General features: G+C 40.7%; 20 protein-coding genes. 9 read left to right on the top strand and 11 right to left on the bottom strand.

The window, feature by feature from the left end:
- Nucleotides 1–1,693: TolB family protein (locus AC4E96_RS07290; protein ID WP_490255362.1), on the top strand; the 1,693-nt coding region annotated here is incomplete at its 5' end.
- Between the two features lie 107 nt (nucleotides 1,694–1,800).
- Here the strand turns inward: AC4E96_RS07290 and AC4E96_RS07285 are convergent.
- The gene (locus AC4E96_RS07285; protein ID WP_488032799.1) at nucleotides 1,801–2,178 is read right to left on the bottom strand and encodes a DUF3192 domain-containing protein; all 378 of its coding nucleotides are present in this window, start codon (nucleotides 2,176–2,178) and stop codon (nucleotides 1,801–1,803) included.
- 255 nt (nucleotides 2,179–2,433) lie between these two features.
- On the opposite strand from AC4E96_RS07285, the gene AC4E96_RS07280 reads away from it, so the two are divergent.
- Entirely contained in the window at nucleotides 2,434–2,805 is a 372-nt protein-coding gene (locus tag AC4E96_RS07280; protein WP_490255361.1) for a hypothetical protein, read from the top strand.
- Here the strand turns inward: AC4E96_RS07280 and syd are convergent, their stop codons facing one another.
- Entirely contained in the window at nucleotides 2,806–3,366 is a 561-nt protein-coding gene (gene syd, locus AC4E96_RS07275) for a SecY-interacting protein (protein ID WP_490255360.1), read from the bottom strand. It abuts the gene before it with no gap.
- A gap of 78 nt (nucleotides 3,367–3,444) precedes the next feature.
- On the opposite strand from syd, the gene queF reads away from it, so the two are divergent.
- Nucleotides 3,445–4,293 carry an NADPH-dependent 7-cyano-7-deazaguanine reductase QueF gene (queF, locus tag AC4E96_RS07270; RefSeq protein WP_490255359.1) on the top strand — a complete coding sequence of 283 codons (849 nt, stop codon included), beginning with the start codon at nucleotides 3,445–3,447 and terminating at the stop codon, nucleotides 4,291–4,293.
- 7 nt (nucleotides 4,294–4,300) lie between these two features.
- Nucleotides 4,301–4,690: a ribonuclease E inhibitor RraB gene (locus tag AC4E96_RS07265; protein ID WP_490255358.1), complete on the top strand. Its 390-nt coding sequence runs from the start codon at nucleotides 4,301–4,303 to the stop codon at nucleotides 4,688–4,690.
- Nucleotides 4,691–4,807: 117 nt separating this feature from the next.
- Here the strand turns inward: AC4E96_RS07265 and AC4E96_RS07260 are convergent, their stop codons facing one another.
- A complete protein-coding gene (locus AC4E96_RS07260) occupies nucleotides 4,808–6,229 on the bottom strand; it encodes a sodium-dependent transporter (RefSeq protein ID WP_490255357.1) in 1,422 nt (473 codons plus the stop codon).
- Nucleotides 6,230–6,412: 183 nt separating this feature from the next.
- Here AC4E96_RS07260 and AC4E96_RS07255 point away from each other — a divergent pair, with 183 nt between their 5' ends.
- Together AC4E96_RS07255 and AC4E96_RS07250 are read left to right on the top strand one after the other, a co-directional pair.
- Nucleotides 6,413–6,712: a YciI family protein gene (locus tag AC4E96_RS07255; RefSeq protein WP_488032793.1), complete on the top strand. Its 300-nt coding sequence runs from the start codon at nucleotides 6,413–6,415 to the stop codon at nucleotides 6,710–6,712.
- A gap of 32 nt (nucleotides 6,713–6,744) precedes the next feature.
- Nucleotides 6,745–7,182 (top strand): lysozyme inhibitor LprI family protein, encoded by a 438-nt coding sequence (locus AC4E96_RS07250; protein WP_490255356.1) that lies wholly within the window; start codon nucleotides 6,745–6,747, stop codon nucleotides 7,180–7,182.
- Nucleotides 7,183–7,263: 81 nt separating this feature from the next.
- On the opposite strand, the gene AC4E96_RS07245 is transcribed toward AC4E96_RS07250, so the two are convergent.
- Genes AC4E96_RS07245 through AC4E96_RS07235 form a run of 3 tightly spaced genes read right to left on the bottom strand, consistent with a single transcriptional unit; the run spans nucleotide 7,264 to nucleotide 9,084 of the window.
- Nucleotides 7,264–7,806 carry a hypothetical protein gene (locus AC4E96_RS07245; protein WP_490255355.1) on the bottom strand — a complete coding sequence of 181 codons (543 nt, stop codon included), beginning with the start codon at nucleotides 7,804–7,806 and terminating at the stop codon, nucleotides 7,264–7,266.
- A 28-nt stretch (nucleotides 7,807–7,834) separates the two neighbouring features.
- Nucleotides 7,835–8,068 carry a hypothetical protein gene (locus AC4E96_RS07240; protein WP_488032790.1) on the bottom strand — a complete coding sequence of 78 codons (234 nt, stop codon included), beginning with the start codon at nucleotides 8,066–8,068 and terminating at the stop codon, nucleotides 7,835–7,837.
- A gap of 2 nt (nucleotides 8,069–8,070) precedes the next feature.
- Entirely contained in the window at nucleotides 8,071–9,084 is a 1,014-nt protein-coding gene (locus tag AC4E96_RS07235; RefSeq protein ID WP_488032789.1) for a nucleoid-associated protein, read from the bottom strand.
- Between the two features lie 62 nt (nucleotides 9,085–9,146).
- Between AC4E96_RS07235 and AC4E96_RS07230 the strand changes: the two genes are divergently transcribed.
- Nucleotides 9,147–9,371, top strand: coding sequence for a DUF1414 domain-containing protein (locus AC4E96_RS07230; RefSeq protein ID WP_488032788.1), 225 nt, complete (start codon nucleotides 9,147–9,149; stop codon nucleotides 9,369–9,371).
- A 31-nt stretch (nucleotides 9,372–9,402) separates the two neighbouring features.
- Nucleotides 9,403–10,875, top strand: coding sequence for a DUF3413 domain-containing protein (locus tag AC4E96_RS07225; protein ID WP_490255354.1), 1,473 nt, complete (start codon nucleotides 9,403–9,405; stop codon nucleotides 10,873–10,875).
- 52 nt (nucleotides 10,876–10,927) lie between these two features.
- Here AC4E96_RS07225 and nosR read toward each other — a convergent pair whose 3' ends face one another.
- Complete coding sequence (gene nosR / locus AC4E96_RS07220; protein WP_490255353.1) at nucleotides 10,928–12,214, bottom strand: response regulator c-di-GMP phosphodiesterase, NosR family; 1,287 nt, start codon at nucleotides 12,212–12,214, stop codon at nucleotides 10,928–10,930.
- Between the two features lie 97 nt (nucleotides 12,215–12,311).
- Here nosR and AC4E96_RS07215 point away from each other — a divergent pair, with 97 nt between their 5' ends.
- Complete coding sequence (locus AC4E96_RS07215) at nucleotides 12,312–13,826, top strand: sensor histidine kinase (protein ID WP_490255352.1); 1,515 nt, start codon at nucleotides 12,312–12,314, stop codon at nucleotides 13,824–13,826.
- On the opposite strand, the gene acnA is transcribed toward AC4E96_RS07215, so the two are convergent.
- From acnA to AC4E96_RS07195, 4 genes are all read right to left on the bottom strand, one after another.
- Entirely contained in the window at nucleotides 13,795–16,464 is a 2,670-nt protein-coding gene (gene acnA, locus AC4E96_RS07210; protein WP_490255351.1) for an aconitate hydratase AcnA, read from the bottom strand. The genes AC4E96_RS07215 and acnA overlap by 32 nt on opposite strands.
- Before the next feature lie 95 nt (nucleotides 16,465–16,559).
- Nucleotides 16,560–16,952 (bottom strand): VOC family protein, encoded by a 393-nt coding sequence (locus AC4E96_RS07205; RefSeq protein ID WP_488032830.1) that lies wholly within the window; start codon nucleotides 16,950–16,952, stop codon nucleotides 16,560–16,562.
- A 38-nt stretch (nucleotides 16,953–16,990) separates the two neighbouring features.
- Nucleotides 16,991–17,317, bottom strand: a complete 327-nt coding sequence (locus AC4E96_RS07200) for a PilZ domain-containing protein (RefSeq protein WP_488032783.1) — start codon at nucleotides 17,315–17,317, stop codon at nucleotides 16,991–16,993.
- Nucleotides 17,314–18,195 (bottom strand): hypothetical protein, encoded by an 882-nt coding sequence (locus AC4E96_RS07195; protein WP_490255350.1) that lies wholly within the window; start codon nucleotides 18,193–18,195, stop codon nucleotides 17,314–17,316. Before AC4E96_RS07195 ends, AC4E96_RS07200 begins: the two co-directional genes overlap by 4 nt.
- Nucleotides 18,196–18,200 lie beyond the last annotated feature (5 nt).

Raw genomic sequence — 18,200 nt, 5'->3', positions numbered from 1 at the left:
ACAAACCGAGACAGTGAGCTCAACACCTCAGTCACATCAGGCTGTAGAGGCAACTCAACAATCACCTTCAAGTAGCCCGGTTGGCTTTACCACTAAGATTAAAACAACCTCTGTGCCTGCGACATGGCAAAAAGGCGCAGAATATTGGCCAGCGATTTCTTCTGACAAACAACTTTTCTCATTTGTGAACTCACAAGACGGGGTTTCGAAGAGTTACGTCAGTCATCTGAACGACGATCGCACCGTTCCTATTATTTACAAAGACTATCAAACTATTGCTGCATCTTGGCAAATCAACACATCAAAAGTATTAGTTAAGTTACTTGGCAACTCGCGCAACGACTGTATGTGGGCCTTATTCGAAACCAAAGATTTCCCGAAAATAGAATTTGATAAAACAGTGATGCCTTGCCCTAATGGTGGCTTTACACTCGCTTATATGGCACCAAATGGCGAGGGTATTTATTACACCGAACCAAAAGATGGTGCTTTTCATATCAGTTATTGGGATCTTGAGACAGAGTCTTCCACTATAGTTCTCCCCTCCTATGGTCAATACTTAGGAATTCGACTCTTCGAGTTATCACCAGATGGCAAACAAATCTTGTATCAAAGAGAAGTTCAGAAACAGCCTACCGATGTTTTTATTTACAACTTAGAGACAAAAGAAAATAAAAAAATCCTTTCTTTTCCTTTCGGTGAAGTTGTCAAAATGGCTCGTTGGTATGGGGATGGCCAGTCAATAATTTGGAATGGTCAGGGGAATTTGAAGTGGCTGGACTTGAAGACAAATGTCACCACTACACTTGAGTTTGTCGATAAAAGAAACATGAGACACGTAGCTGTTATTAATAAAAACCAAGCACTAACCGTTGATGAGGCAAACCCCGAAAACCAACTTAAAGTTTTTGATATGGCATTTAACGTCCTAGAAGACGATGTGTTTGAGGCAGATGGAGTCAATCAATTCCCAAGATTTACCAACGACGGCCTTATATTTGTATCCAATAGAAGTGGTGCTTATCAGTACTGGTTTTTCAAAGACCAATTAAGACGGTTGACTAGCATTAGTGAAGCTGACAGTAAAATAATCTATCCACCAACCGCTTCTAGGGATGGCTCACTGTATGTTATTCACTACCAGGAAAACGTATATTTGATGGACCGTTACACAGGCGAAAAACGAAAAGTTGAATTTCCGTCAGATCACTTCGTAAACAACGCTGTGATCGGTCCAGATAACAGGAAATTATTCGCTGTAATTACGGTTGAAAAACGAGTTCAGCTTTGGCAATACGATTTAATCACTGGTACGTACGAAAAAATTGAGTCAAAAGAGCCTCGCCAGTTATTAACCGCGCCTGATGGCCATGTCTATTACACTTCATTCAACTCATTAGTAGGAGTAACTAAGCCACTCACTATCGAACTGCCGATAAGCTTAAATATTTATCAAAATATGATGAGTATCACTAATGAACATTTCTATGTGTATTTTTCATCAACCAATACTGTATATCGTATTAATTTAAATGATAGTGAGATGACGGAAATTGAAGTACCAATGAAGTTATCGGGAATCTCAGTCAGTGCTGATGACACAAAGATTGCCGCGACCACCGCAATCGATCACAACACACAAGTTAAGCGAACGCAGTGGCAAGAGGTCAGTGCGATTCCAGCCAATAATTAACCCAAAAAAAAGCTTTCGTAGCGAAATACGAAAGCTTTTTATTTTAAGTTGGGCGTAATCTTGGGAAAAGGCCTGCCCTTCAGCTAAATTAGGAGTTTTCTTGCGTTTTATAGCTTGTTATAAGCTTTGTGACCAAAGCCTACTAACTTGCCGTTTTTGAAGATTAATGGCGTACACTCATCTTTTGTCGTTTGGCTGTCAGAATGCACGTGCTTTGTGCGATAAAACAATACTTGAACCGTTTCACCATTGTCTTCAAACGCTTCGTTTAAGTCAGGTGTGCCCATCGTATTTTTAACACTGTTATAGCTATCACCTAGTTCAAGTGTGGCAATCTTTTCTTTATTGATTCGTTGCTCTTTTTTCCAGTCGCTTGATGAAGACCAGTTATCAGGATCAACTTCATCGCTGTTGACGATGATGCAGCCCGTTAGAGAAAAAGATAGTGGGATAATTAATAGAGCAGCTTTTAAAGTTGATTTCATTGTTAGTTTCCTTTTAATTCCATGTTTTCGTACAGGGTATTTGTTATTATCAGTAAAATACTGAACTGCCTTGTACTATACAAATATAGTTCCAACTTTTAAACCATTGATTTTTAAAGAGATTTAAAAACATTGTTATTCATTCATTAGCGGTTGAGACTAATCAATTAGTAAAATTCGCTAACACCTTAGTCAATATAACCACTGAGACAGTTTGGAAATTATAAAGAAATTCAGATAATTGGAGTATCCGCGATGAACACAAATGAGATTTTAATCATTTGTAGAACACTCGAACTAGAGGGTAAAACACCCAGCGTGGCACTAGTGAAAGCCCGCATGCAAGGACCTAAAATACTGCCAGTCATTGTCAGTGGTATTAAGCAGTATCAAAGCATGCCTGCTGAAGCTAAAACGCGTTTGGATGAACACGCGTCTAGTGATACCTGCAGCAAAGCCCTTAAAACACCGCTAGCCGACTCAGATACGCAAACCTTAATGGAAGAAGTCACCCAATTAAAAACAGAAACAAAAGCGTTGAAAGCTGAGCTCAGCGACGTCAAAGCCGAGCTCAAATCGATTAGAGAAGAGCTGAAGGTGCTTCACAGTTTTCTTAAAGAAGATTGATTATTGAGCCTCTGCCGGCTTGGCTGAGCGAATAAATTCACTTAGGCTGTTGGCAATCACTTCGTGAGGTTCTTTACCGACATACTCTAAACAGACATTACCTGTTTCATTGTCGACGACTAAATTAAGATCGTCTTCGTCAGTGACCGCAAAGAACAGTGTTGGTGATTGTTTTAATTTATCTTTCATCAATAAATGACCAATTAAATTTTGTTGTAAGCGGTCAAAGTCGTCTTCTGACCATGCCTGCAAAAACTGAAACGGTCCTTTGTCGTGAATAGCATTGACACCATCAGCAAAGTACATAGAAAAATATTCGGTATATTCTTTATTTAATTGAACCCCTAGCGCCTCTTCTACGTTATCAAAAGCAAACGTTTTATCGCTGTGTTCGTTTATCAACACTGGCTTCCAGTATACTTTTCCGGCCACCTCAAATTCGCACGGTGAAGGCCAGTCTGAGTCAGGTTCAATTTTTGGATAACCCGTTTTTTCTGCGGTTTCTAACCAGCTATTAATAAATTGAGTCCAAGCGGCATGTAAATCAGTGTTTTTCGACATTAACGTTTCACTTTTAATCGTTGCCAATTACAATATACGGCAATTAGTTAGTAAGAATCTAAATAAAGAATCTCAAGAATGACTGCAAATTATAACGACTCTGGTGCACTCGACAACCTAACCTTAGGAAAAACCACTGAGTACGCCACACAATATCAACCCGAATTACTACAAGCGGTGCCTCGTAGCCTAAACCGCGATGATTTAAATTTAGGCGAGACACTCCCGTTTAAGGGGACTGACTTATGGACAGGTTATGAAGTAAGTTGGCTCAACGCCAAAGGAAAGCCTGTCGTGGCTATCGCCGAATTTCGTATTCCTGTTACTAGCCCTAATTTGGTTGAAAGCAAATCGTTTAAGTTATACTTAAACAGCTTCAACCAAACGCGATTTAACGACTGGCAAGAAGTATCTCATGCCATGACCACTGACTTGAGCGAATGTGCAGGAGAAACTGTTACCGTCGACTTATTTAAAGTAACTGAAGTCGAACACTTTCAAGTAACCTCTTTACCTGGAACAAATATTGACGATATCGATATCGACGTTGATCACTACGACTTTGACGCGTCTTTATTAAAGTCAATTGATGACGGAAAAGTAACAACAGAGACTCTTAACAGTCATTTGTTAAAGTCGAACTGCTTAATCACTAATCAGCCAGACTGGGCCAGTGTTGTTATTGAATATGAAGGTAAGGCAATCGATCACGAATCGTTACTTCGTTACCTTATTTCATTTAGAATGCACAACGAGTTTCATGAGCAATGTGTAGAGCGTATTTTTACTGACATCATGAAGGTATGCCAGCCGACAAAGTTAAGTGTCTACGCTCGATACACACGACGTGGCGGCTTAGACATAAATCCATACCGTTCGACTCACCACGACACAATCCCGTATCAAATGCGGTTAAACAGACAATAGGAAAAATATGACATTCCCAAATGATGAAACGGGTCAGATTTTAAAGGAAATGGCCGAAGCCGGTTTTGATTTTGAACCAGAATATGTCGTCGACTTTTACGCCCTTTTCCATAGTGAAGACGACGCTGATACCGTGGCAAAAATTTTCATGGCTCGAATCGATAATGATGAGCCTTTTGTTAAAGTTGAAACTCGTAACTACGACCACGGTGGCGAGGCCGCTGATGCCATTGAACTGCAAGTATCAAAAGTCATGAAGGTTGAGTATCAAGCTATTGTAGACTTTGAACTTGAATACAAACGCATTGCCGAGAAGCACAAAGGTTATTCTGATGGCTGGGGTGTGTTTATGGGTGATGATGACGCGCCAGAGGAAGAAGATACCTACATCGAATAGCCAACCGCTATCGATTTAGGTGCAGGCCTTAACACACGAAAAATCACAAGCCAAAACACAAACGAAAAGACCGCTAATTAGCGGTCTTTTTTATACTCAAAGCTCACTGCTCCTGCATTAGAACAATAAGTTAACTCCGAAGAATTTCATCGCCACTGTGTTAACGAAAATGATCGCTAAGATAATCGGAATGAAGGTTGATAACGCAAAGTCAGCATACTTGAGTAACCACTGGTGTTTACCCGGCGCTGCACCTTCTAGTAATTCATTTTTGAAGTTCGCCTTTTTCCAACGCGTAATGACAAATACACAAATCAGTAAACCATTTAGCGGTAGAATTGTGTCGTAGAAAACGTCATAAATAACATCAAATAGTGACTTATCAGCGCCCGCATAACTGACAAACTTGGTAAAGAAGTCAGACATACCAAATGACATTGACGCAAAGACACTTAGTAATAAAACCATCACTGCTAGTGTTGATAGTGACTTTTTACGAGAAACCCCTTTTGCACCCATAATCGCTGAGTTTGGTACTTCAATAATCGATACCAACGACGTGATTGCCGCAAAAAATACTAATAAGAAAAATAGCGACGCTACTGCACTTGCACCGGCATATCCAATGTCAGCTTGTAACGATAGGAAAATCTTAGGTAACAAGACAAAAATCAATGAAACTGACGAGTCAGACAGGTTAGCGGTATCAACATTAGGGTCGAAGCTAAATATAGCCGGAAGGATTAATAAGCCTGCCACAAATGCTACACCAGTATCTGTTAATGCAACCAGTTTAGACGAGTCAGGAATGTCTTGCTTACTGCTCATATACGAGCCATAAGTAACAAGGATACCCATACCCAAACTTAATGAGAAAAAGGCCTGTGATAAAGCACCACTAATAACACTTGCGGTGATCTTACTCATGTCTGGCAATACGTAGAACGAGACACCTGCCATTGCGTTGTCTAGCGTCAATACATAAATAACAAGTAGGACAAGTAACACAAACAGCGAAGGCATTAAAACCTTAGCAGCCTTTTCTATACCTTCTTTTACGCCACTCATTAAGATGAAGCCGGTAATCGCTGCAACGATAGCCATATAGACAAATAATGATTTGCCAGTGATAAATTCACCAAAGGTATTTGGATCAGCTAGCAACTCGAGGTCACCTGTCACGGCCCCAAATAAATAACCAAAAATCCAAACCGTGATAACTAGATAAAAGACACCAATCATAAATGGTGTGATAACGCCGATCCAACCGGCTAACTTCCATTTACCGTCGTTGTCAGACAGCTTTGTGTATGCGCCTAACGGGTCTTTTTTGGTGTGTCGACCGACGGCCATTTCAGCCATCATGACAGGAAGACAAATAATGATGACAAATAAGGCATAAATTAATAAAAACGCCCCACCGCCATTTTTAGCTGCTGCTACTGGAAAGCCAACTAAATTCCCTATACCGACAGCCGAACCAGCCGCTGCCAAAATAAATCCAAGTTTTGAAGAAAAATGCTCTCTATCAGCACTCATACCAACTACCTTTATTATAATTATTTTTGTTTTGACGGCTCATGCTATCAAGTAATTTATAAACTGTCTTCCCATTCGACTTGATTTTTATGTCAATTAAAGCAGAATCCGCAAAAAACAATTGCGGCTTCATAAACTACAATTAGATGAAGGCGTTGTAATTAACCACAACGAGATCCCAATATGTATTACATGATCTATTCGGAAGACAAACCTAATTCACTAGAAACACGTTTAGCGACACGTGAAAAACATCTAGCGAGGTTGCAGGAATTAAAACAAAAAGGACGCTTGTTAGTGGCCGGACCTCTCCCTGCAATCGACTCTGAAAATCCTGGTGAAGCAGGTTTTACAGGCTCGTTGGTCATTGCAGAGTTTGAGTCTTTGGAAGAAGCAAAACATTGGGCAAATAAAGACCCATACATCGAAGCTGGTGTTTATGAGCGCTCAACGGTTAAACCGTACAAAAAAGTTTTACCTTAAGCGTATTAATCCGTTAATTTTGAGGAATCGTTTTGAAGCGATATTTTATACAAACATTGACTTTTTCGTTTGTCACAATGCTTGCCCTGGTGGCGTTACCAAGTCAGGCGGATTTCTTTTACAACTCAAAAGAAATTACTGACTGTAAACAAAAACATCAAAACCCGATGGATTATACCTTGTGTTTAGACGCTGCTTTTGTCCAAGTTGAGCGCGAGCTAATGACCTGGGAAACCAATGTTCAAATCAAACTCGAGGAAAACTCGAAAAACGGCAACACTGACTCTTTACGCTTGTTTAAATCAGCGCAAAAGCATTTTGAAAGGTACAAGAAGGCCACTTGCCAATGGCAATATTTGGCAACGTTACCAGATATGACGTCTGCGGTGATTATGGCAAAAGAGTGTCAAATTTATATGATTAAAGACCGTATCGTAAAACTTCAAGAGATCAGTGAGCTAAAGTTTTAATTGGTTTGACACCGAGGTGGTGTAACGACATTGAGCCCGAACAAGCCAAGAAAACGAATCAAACTTAATAAAAACGAAGGCCTAGCCTTCGTTTTTTTTATTTAAGTCCAACATGACGTCTGCTTCAGAACGCAGTTTCTCTTTACTTCTTATATTCGCAAAAGGGTCTGAGCCTTTACTTCTAGATCTATCTAAGTCATCGGACTGTGCTGATGGTCCAGTTTGCGATTGTGTGCTGGTCTTAGTTGGTTGATCTTGTCCTTGCTCATAACCGCTAAAGGCCGATTGGGTGCTCGCGCCATTTTTATTCTTAGAAGCGTTTCTAAACTTAGCCAGAAAACCTAAACCTTTGTGTCCGGTATTCCGCTGAGTTTTATTTGAGAAACCAGTAAATATCAAATAGAAGCAAACGGTCAGGGTAATATAGGCAAGCCACTTAAGTCCAAAGGATAGCCCAACATTCGCTCTGCCCTCACCTGACGCGGTTAAATACTCAAGATAGTCTTGATGGACGAGTGATACCAACAACAAACTCACCAAGTAACCAATTGTGGTTAATAGCTGCCCTTTGTATTTTTTCCATATTGTGATGATAAATGTCCATCGCACCACTTGTTGAAACATGATAATTCTCCGAAATTCCTAAAAGCGACTAACTCCAAAGTGATAAACCAAGTAACGAGGCCAACACTAAAAGCCCTTTTTCCTTATAGCTGCTAAAAATTTTGTCCTCTTCTTCTTTCACCAAAACCTCGAGCTGCACTTCATTAAAGTCTTCTGGAGTTTTCCCTGCCAACATTATTCGTGACTCAGCACGTTTAATCGCCTTTTCACGAACCTTTTTAGCAATTTTCTTTTTTAAATTTAACTCTTTTTTAACGTCCATCTTTATTCCAAACCAAACTCATCAAGCAGCACTGCCTTCAATGAGGCCGGCACACCTTTTATCGTTAATTGATCATTATTCGGATCGTAGTTCACTCTATCACCTAATAAAATACGGTCAAATGAGACAGAAACACCACCACCGCTACCAGACAGCTTAACTAGTTTACGAACGGTCGACTTATCTAACGTAACATTGTCATCAAATGAGTAGTCTTGTTGGCTGATAAAGTCTTTAAACTCGTTATCCGCAGACATGCTTAGCGTATCATTTAGTTCTTCTAAGCGGGCATCCTCTCCAGCGGCCATTTTTTCATTACAATACTCAAATACCTTTTCACGTGTCTCAGCTTTTTCACTGGCGTCGAGTGTTTCTGCCGACATGAATTCATCAATAGCGCCAATTAACTCTTTAGATTGAGTCTTAGCATTGATGGTCTCAGTACAGCCAAGTAAGTCCATAAAAAAGTCATTGACCTGACGACCCGCTCTGCCCTTGATGAATGAAATTGTTTTTAGGTCTTCACTCGAATGCAATAACGAACTAACGTCAATTCTTGCTGCTAATTGAATCTTATTAATGTCCAAATGACGTTCACGCTTGATACCAAACTCTGAATCAACAGAGAAATGTTCAGAAAGATTTACCACTCCGACCATGAAGTAGCGCGTCGCGACGTATTCGTAGTCAATTAATAACAAATAGCCTGTCTCTTCAAACTCGTATTTTTCCAATTCGGCTTGAAACAATCCTAAAGTGTCTTTTGACAGGTGGTCAAACGGGATCTCTTGGTTTAAATAAGTGTGAAGTCGCTGTGAAAATGCCGTGTTTTTTTCTTCGTTAAAAGCTGCGTAGCTTTTACTTGGTTTGGCGTTGTATACATTGTGCAGTTGTTCAACGAACGATTCTGCTTTTGCCAAACTATCGTCCGTCATCACCGCCCACTTTGTTGAAAACTCGGTGTCGGCTTGTTTTTCATAAAATGCGATTGAAAATTGATTTACGGCTAAAGACATGATTTTTCCTGGTTACTTATTATGGTAGTATTGGCACACAGAACCAATTTCAAGAATTACTTATGCCAATCATATCAAAATACTCAAACGAAGAGATTAATAATTTAGTCGAACAACTACTTGATGTCGTCGAAAATAATAAAGTATCAGTTGACCTTGCACTTATTGCCCTAGGAAATACTGTTAGTAATATTATTGACGGCAACGTGAAACCTGAGGTAAAACAACAAATAGCTCAAAGCTTTGCGGATGCATTATTAAATTCAGTCAAAGACGCAAAACACTAAAAGTCGCCTAAAAGGATTAAAACAATAATAAATGGTTATTAAGCTAAAGAGTCAATGGGAAACGGAGCAACCGTTTAATCTATTGTCGTGGGGACACTGGTTTACTTTTGCAAACCTAATCCTGGCGTTATTGTTTTCTTCTTTTTATTTGGTCGATTATTCCATGCCTGATTCCTTATCGGGCTGGTTTTATCTTGCAGTGACTTGGATTGGTCACTTTGCCTTTTTATCTCTCAGTTGTTTTATACTGACTATTTTTCCGGTCATCGTGTTGTTTCCTTACAAACGGCATATTCGTGGTGTGTCGGCCGTGATGGCCTCTATATTTCAACTGTATTTATTTCTAGACGTGTTAGCCTATCGCGGTTTGGGTTATCACTTGTCATCAAGTAGCTTCAAGCAGTTGCGAGAAGTTGAAGATGTGTACTTAGCCATGATGGGCGACTCATACTTCGTCATGGTACTAGGTGTATTCATCTTTATTCTGGCTTATCAGTTTTTGGTCAGTAATCTCACATGGAAGCGCATCCACCAGCTACAGGCTTTTAAGTACAAAAAGGTGTTATCTAGTAGCTTAATTGGTGCATTTTTCTTAAGTCATTTTTTGCATATATGGGGTGATGCGACACTTAATCCGGACATTGCAAAACAAGCATCTATGTTCCCAGCGCATTACCCGTTAACCGCTAAAACACTATTGGCGCGTTACGAGCTTATTGACCTGCAAGAATATCAAGAAAGCAAAGACAAACAGGCGTTTGTCGGTGGCAGCGACTACCAACTCGTGCCCACTAAAGCGGCACAATGTGATCTGACAAACAAGCCCAAACTAAGCGTTATCATTTTGCCAGTAGAAAGTGAGCTTTTAGCCGTTGAATGGTTATCCAAAAACAATGTGCAATTTGAATCATCAAATCAGTTAAATATTCCATCGGACATTAGCTCTTTGTTGTTTAACTTTAAGTCTGGATTACCAGGGCTTTATCAACCGTACTCTGAGCTGGTTTTGATTAATTCGTTTTTTGCAGAGCCACTTGTTAAGGTTCAAATGTTAACGGCTGGCTTTGAAGAACAAATGCTCATCGCTCAGCCGAGTAACAAAAAGGTTTTAGTTTTTGTTGACGAAGCCGTCGAAAACGAGAAAGTGTTTTATAAAACGTCAGCTTTGTTTGTTGGATTTGACAATATTCCTGAGACGGCCTATTCGCCGCAAAATATAGTTGCGACCTATTTATCTGAAGGTATTGGCTGTGACGAATACACGAATGATAATTTGATAGATAAGCCTTTTGATCAAATTGACTCATCCCATATCACAACACACTTTGTAGATGGCTATTTTCAATTTGTTTATAAAGACAACGCACTTTTATTCAAAAACGGTAAACTTGTGAGTAACACGACTTACTCTACCAACAAAACCGTCGATGCTACGGTGGATATTAGTCTAATTGAGGATGCGGTAAGTAACTTAACCAAGCGACGTATTAAGGTATCGAAGTAGAGACGGTGCCGCTCGGTTAACAAAAATCTAGACTGGTAAAACGTCATACCGGCTAATAGATGAATATAGTGAGATAGCAGTCGTTGTCCTCTTCATATTCAATCAGTTTTTTGATGGCCGCTTCAGTAAGCTCTGTGTCTTTTGTTAACATGATGCCACCTTTATTTGTCAACACATCTGCTGACACAATCATTCCTGGCTCTAATTTATTGGTGGCTACACAATAGTCAGCTTCTAATTCATCGATTTCAGGCAAACGCTCTAGAAGAGACAAATAACAGTCAACAATCTTGTAATCATACTGTTTTCCACGTTCTTCTTTCAGGTAAAATTGTGCTCTATCTGGCGATAACTTTTGTTTATGTTTGTGACCGAGTAGCAAATAATCATAATCACTTACGACCTTCAAAATCCGAGCGCCAAACGGGATGTCTTCCTTTTTTAAATTGTCCGGAAATCCAGAGCCGTCGTAGTTTTCATATTGGTGTCGGATGTTTTGGGCAACACTGTGTAAACTTGGTAGCTTTTCTAATATTTTCGCTCCCTCTACCGCATGGCTTTTAAACGCCAGATTTTCTTCGTTGTTTCTTTCTACCTCTATCGTTGCTAACAACTGATCACTAATCGAGACTTTGCCAACCTCGTGTAAAAGCCCCGTCAAATAAATATTTATTGCTTCTGCTCTGCTTAGGCCTAGTTCTTCTGCTAATACCTTACTGTGAGCTGCAACTCGTTTACTATGGCCGTTTTCATGCCCTGCCCTGTCTTCTATAATCAGGCCTATCATATCGAGCAATTGTCTGAAGAACTTTCGTTGTTTGAGGGTCGATTGTTTTAGCCGTGCGGTTTGTTTATTAAGTGCCGCGGTTCGAGCCGCAATTCGCTCCTCTAACTTTGCGTTAGCTTCCGTTAATTTAGTGTTAGCAGCGACTAACTTCCCTGATAATTCTTCATTCTTCCTAATTAATTTAAACCTCGCTAGCGCATTTTTTACTAATACCTTTAGTTCTTCGTTGTCCCACGGCTTACTGACATAACTGAATATTTCACCCTCATTGATAGCGCGTATCGTACTTTCCATATCGGCGTAGCCTGTCAATAAGATTCGGCTTGAGTCCGGCGCAATATCTTTTGCTTGAGCTAAAAACGCAGCACCGTCTAATTGAGGCATTCTCATATCAGATAAAATAATGGCGTACTCTTTCTCTTTGATTGCATCCAATGCGGCCTGACCTTCGGTGAAGAGATCAACGTCATATTCTTTGCGAAACAGGCGTTTCAATGCATTAAGTATTTCTTTTTCATCATCGAGTAACAACATCGCAGGCTTATCAGACATTTCCATCCTCAATTGAGATCTATTTCTTTACATCTATACGTATATATTTGAACTATAGTCTATTTTATAAACACTACTAACAGACAAATTCAATTAAATGACAGCTGAGAGCACCATCGACGCCGAAAACAAAATCAAGGCATTGGAAAAAGCGTTAGAACGTGAGAAAGCCGCCCGCAAAATGGCAGAAGAGCTTTTAGAGCAGCGCTCACGCGAAATTTATGAATCGAACCAATCTTTGCAAACCCAAATGAATGAGGCAAAACTGCAACAGCTACAGTTATCCTTTTTAACAGGTTTGTCAGCCGATATTTGGAATGCAGATTCGGTCAATAGCATAGTACAAGTCTACTTGCGCAGAAGTAGTGAGTTTTTAAATAACGCTCAATGTATGTTTTTCCAATTAAAAAATACAAAAAAAAGCTGGCGACTATCTTCCATTATGGAGTTAGAAAACAAATACCTAAACCCAATCGAGAAAAGCGAAGAAGATATTAAAGCGTTGGTAAAGTCGTTTAATATTAAATTGTTAATGGAAGCCATAGAGGAGGCTGGAGGCGAAAGTTGCCTGCAACCAGTGATTGCCATTACCGATAAGAAAAGTGCCTTTCAGTATATTTATATTGTGCCCATTTTTGATATTAACGAAAATAAAGGTTTTGCGAGCTATCTATACACAGACCACACCCAGATTGACGTTTTAAAGCTACAGACGGTAGAGTCATCACGGTCAATGCTCGCGGTGGCCATTCAGCGTCAATTAGCAACCGTTAACTTAAACAATCGCTTTAAAGAATTGAATAAAACCTATCAAAAGTTGGACGAGGCGCAGAAACAACTCGTTCAATCTGAGCGCATGGCGTCCATAGGTCAACTAGCGGCTGGCGTGGCACACGAAATCAACAACCCGATAGGGTTTATTTTAAGTAATTATCAAACATTGGCCGAATATGTCGAGGTGCTTAATAATATTCTTGAACTCTATCCCAACCTTACCGAACAGGACACTCAGAACAAGCTTAATAAGCTATGGGAAGAAGAGGATGTTGACTACATCAAAGAAGATCTAAAAGAGCTCCTAGACGCCTCTAAAGGCGGATTAAAGCGAGTCCAAGAAATTGTCGCCGGCCTCAAGTCATTTTCACACAGTAACGAGATGACAGAAAAAACTAAATTTAATATCAATGACTGTATAGAGGACTCTATAGCATTGGTTTGGAATGAGCTCAAATACAACTGTGAAATAGAAAAAAGTCTAACGGAAGTACGGCCAATAGAAGGCAACGCAGGTCAAATACAACAAGTTATCGTCAACATGCTGATAAACGCAAAACAAGCAATGCCCGATGGTGGAACCATTACCGTCTCGACAAAACAGCAAGAACAAAAACTTGAGTTACAAATTAGTGACGCTGGCTGCGGGATTTCGGAAGAGAACATAGAGAAGCTGTTTACTCCGTTTTTCACAACCAAGGCCGTCGGTGTTGGAACCGGCCTTGGTTTGTCTATTTCCTATGGTATTTTGCAAGACCACAATGCCGAAATCGACGTTAAGAGTGAATTGGGAAAAGGCACCACTTTTACGATGCACTTTCCAACATGTTCCGAATAACATAAGACAATATGCCACCGTGAGCAAAGTAATCAAACTCATTGGCCGTATCTATCCTTATATCCATTTCGATCTCTTTTTCTTCACCAGACTCTAACCCTTTAACTTTCATGATAAGGCTTTTTTGACCCGCCTTGATTGCCGGAATTGAAAACGTCTCACGGCCTGTGAGGTTATGCACTGCGGCACTTTCACCTGATTTGAACTGTAGCGGCAAAATTCCCATGCCGATTAAATTAGACCGGTGAATGCGCTCATAGCTTTCAGCCATTACCGCTTTTACACCTAACAACGATGGGCCTTTTGCTGCCCAATCTCGACTTGAGCCCGTCCCATATTCTTTACCGGCAATAACCACAGTCGGCGTCCCTTCATCGCGATATTTCATTGCTGCATCAAAGATCGACATAGGCTCTTGCGTCGGCTGATATTGAGTATGACTTCCTTGGGTTCCGGGTGCCAGTTCGTTTTTAAGGCGAACATTTGCAAACGTACCGCGCATCATGACTTCGTGATTTCCGCGTCTTGAGCCATAGGAGTTGAAGTCCTTAACTTGAACCCCCTCAGCTTGCAAATAAGCCGCTGCTGGACTGTCCTCTGCAATAGACCCCGCTGGTGAAATATGGTCAGTGGTAATACTGTCTCCTACCTTTACGAGGCATCGTGCCTCATCAATGGACTCAATTGCATTGGCTCTGGCTGCCATCTCCTCAAAAAACGGTGGATGTTTAATGTAAGTGGACTCTGGCCATTCATAGATTGCTTGCTGTTCGGTCGATAGTGCATTCCATGTTTCGTCACCATTAAAGACATCGGAGTATTTCTCAGTAAATATTTGACGAGAAATAGACTTACCAACCACCTCTTTAATCTCATCTTCACTGGGCCACAAATCTTTTAAGAAAACGTCGTCACCTTTATTATCAACACCTATAGGATCTTTACTGATATCAATATTCATATTTCCAGCCAATGCATAAGCCACAACGAGTGGAGGTGAGGCTAAATAGTTAGCGGCAATGTCTGCGTGGATACGACCTTCAAAGTTTCGGTTACCCGATAGCACCGACGTTACCGAAAGGTTGCCCTCTTTAATTGCGGCTCCGATAGGGTCCGGTAGTGGTCCTGAGTTACCGATACATGTTGTGCACCCATAGCCCACTAAATTAAAGCCAAGTGCTTCCAGGTCATCCATTAATCCAGCATTTTCTAAATATTGTGTCACCACTTGTGAGCCTGGAGCCAATGAAGTTTTAACCCAAGGCTTTGTCACCAACCCGCGTTGAACCGCATTTCTAGCCAATAGTCCGGCTGCCACTAAGACATGAGGGTTAGAGGTATTAGTACAACTTGTGATGGCGGCGATAACAACAGCACCGTCTTTGAGGTTAAATGTCTGATCTTTAAAGTTTGTATTGACGCCTTCTTTTACTGTCGAAGCACCATTGAGAGAAAGGAAGTCACTGTATGCACTGGCCGCATTAGAAAGTGCAATACGGTCCTGTGGACGCTTTGGTCCTGCAATGCTCGGTTCGACCGAACTTAAATCAAATTCGATATTTTCATGATAAACCGCGTCTTTGGTATTTTCGTCATGCCAAATACCAAGGTGCTTAGCGTACTCCTCTACCCTTACGATATCTTCCTTGTCACGACCTGTAAGCTCTAGGTAGTTAGTTGTTTCTTTATCTAATGGAAAAATACCACAGGTCGCACCATATTCTGGCGCCATATTGGCGATTGTCGCTCTATCGGCAAGGGTAAGGTGGGCAAGTCCCGGACCATAAAACTCAACGAACTTGCCAACAACACCGTGTTCGCGTAATCGCTCTGTAATTGTTAATACCAGGTCAGTTGCCGTAACGCCTGGCTTTAACTCGCCTTCTAGCTTAAACCCAACCACCCGAGGAATAAGCATAGTTACAGGCTGACCTAACATGGCAGCTTCTGCTTCGATGCCGCCGACACCCCAACCCAAAATACCTAAGCCATTAATCATTGTTGTGTGTGAGTCGGTCCCTACCAACGTATCTGGATAAGCCCACTGTTCGCCATCAAATTCTGCACCGAACACACACCGAGCTAAATATTCCAAGTTGACTTGATGGACAATACCGCGGCCTGGAGGTACGACTTTAAAGTTATCAAAAGCCGACTGGCCCCATTTTAAAAACTGATAACGTTCTTTGTTTCGCTCCACTTCAATATCGGTGTTTTTCTTGAAAGCATCATCAGTAGCAAAATAATCAACCATTACCGAGTGATCGATAACTAGCTCAACGGGATTAAACGGATTGATTTTATTTGCATCACCACCTAACCGAGACATGGCGTCTCGCATTGCAGCTAAGTCAACGATGGCTGGAACTCCAGTAAAGTCTTGAAGTACCACGCGAGCAGGAACAAATGAAATTTCATGCTCAGTGCCGTCATCGACGTCCCACTTTGCTAAGGCAAGAATGTCTTGTTCATCAACAAAAGATCTGTCTTCGTGGCGAAGGAGGTTTTCTAACAGGATTTTACTTGCGTAAGGAAGCCGTGATAAGTCGCGCTCTTTGGCTAACTTATCAAAACTAATTGCTTGGTAGGTTTGTTTGCCCAGTTGCAGTTTAGAAACTGACTTCCACTGTGTAGACATAGTTCACTCCTGTAAATATATGAAATTTCAAGATTTGACTTGATACATACCTAAGGATAGAAGTGAACTAATTCAAGCTCAAGATTAAATTATGTTTATTCCGCTGGCTCTATTAAGTCCCATTTATTGCCATATAAATCTTCAAAAACAGCGACCGTTCCATAAACTTCATGGCGTGGCGTTTCATTAAACTTTACGCCTTGAGCCAACATATATTCATAATCCCTTTGAAAGTTGTCTGTCTCCAAAAACAACCATACGCGCCCACCAGCTTGGTTTCCGACCGCCTGTTCTTGTTCCTCTGATGAAGCTTGAGCAAGCAGTAGGCTTGTGCCAGTTGAGTTCTGTGGCGCAACCCGTACCCAACGCTTTCCTTCTGGCATTGCTAAGTCTTCTAATAACTCAAACTGACATTTGTTGACATAAAAGTCGATTGCATCGTCATAGTCTGACACGACAAGAGATATTGCACCGATGTTTTGTTTTATCATTAATTCTACTTTTTAATGTTAAGTTTAAAAGTTGCCTACATGGTGTAGGTCAAATCTGGTGAATTCATCATCCCACCAATAAGCTTTTCGATTTTAACTTGCAGTTTATTTTCTTTGTTATTTAACAAGACACCAACACCAGGAGGGTGGACATTTTGTGCGCCTTGAGGGTTAACCCAAATCACTTCACTATCAAACATTTCCGGCTCTAAGGCATCCGGTAAAGTAAGAATGACACTAACCGTCTCTCCTAGTTTTAATGGCATGTTTGACTTAATAAACAAGCCGCCACCATGAACAAAAGGCATGTAACATCTAAATAATTCTTTAACGTCTTCTATTTCCACATTAAGCCGGTTCATCTAACGATTCCCTCTAAATTTTGTAAAAATGCATTTAGCGCCAAGTTTTTATTGTGCCCCTTAACCTGGCGTCGAGCAAAAATAAATTCGCTAATACAATGTTGTGCAGTCCGCGCCGCTTGGGCGTGCCTTTTTAATAATATCTGTCTGGTCCGGCGCTCGATTAGATAGATAAAAAAGTCAATTAACTCATCGTCCTTAAGCGTATTCATCAAGTCTGAACTACTGCACTGACGTTTTAGCCACAAAATAAACCTTTGATAACAATCGTTAAAGACTTCAAGTCTCTCTGAAACAGCCAACGTCGCCAAAAAACTCTCGTTTTGGTCGGCAAACCCTATCAAATAATCGGGTAATTCGGGGTAGGCATCTTTTAACGATGCTTTACTTAGTAGGGGTTGGGTAATTTGCTGACAACGACTTAAAATCGTTGGCATTAATTTCACATAACCTGCGGTGACAAGAATTAGAAAACAGTTATTACTCGGCTCTTCTAACGTTTTTAGCAAAGCATTTGCGGCATTCTCAGTCATGTTTTGTGCGTTTTCAATAACGACAATTTGAACCTGAGCTAATTGTGACTTTTTTGTAAGTTTGTTGCTCACCAGCCTAATTTCATCTATACCAATTGAGCCATTCACATCGGTAATTGTGCTCAAGTCTGGATGCGAGCCGGCTTGGACCAACTGACAATGTTTACAGGTTCCGCACCCTACACCATTGATATAGTCTGGTTGTGAGCACAGCATAAACCGAGTCATTTCGGTTAACTGATGCTGGGTCTTGGTAAAATCCAGCGTTTGAATAACCAGAGCATGGGCTAACTTTTGATCCCGATAGCTGGCTGCAATGAGTTGCCCTAAAGTTTGCAATGACAAGTGTA

Source organism: Psychrosphaera sp. (assembly GCF_982872775.1).
The sequence above is the reverse complement of the archived record's forward strand: the minus strand, read 5'-3'. Positions and strand labels throughout refer to the sequence as shown.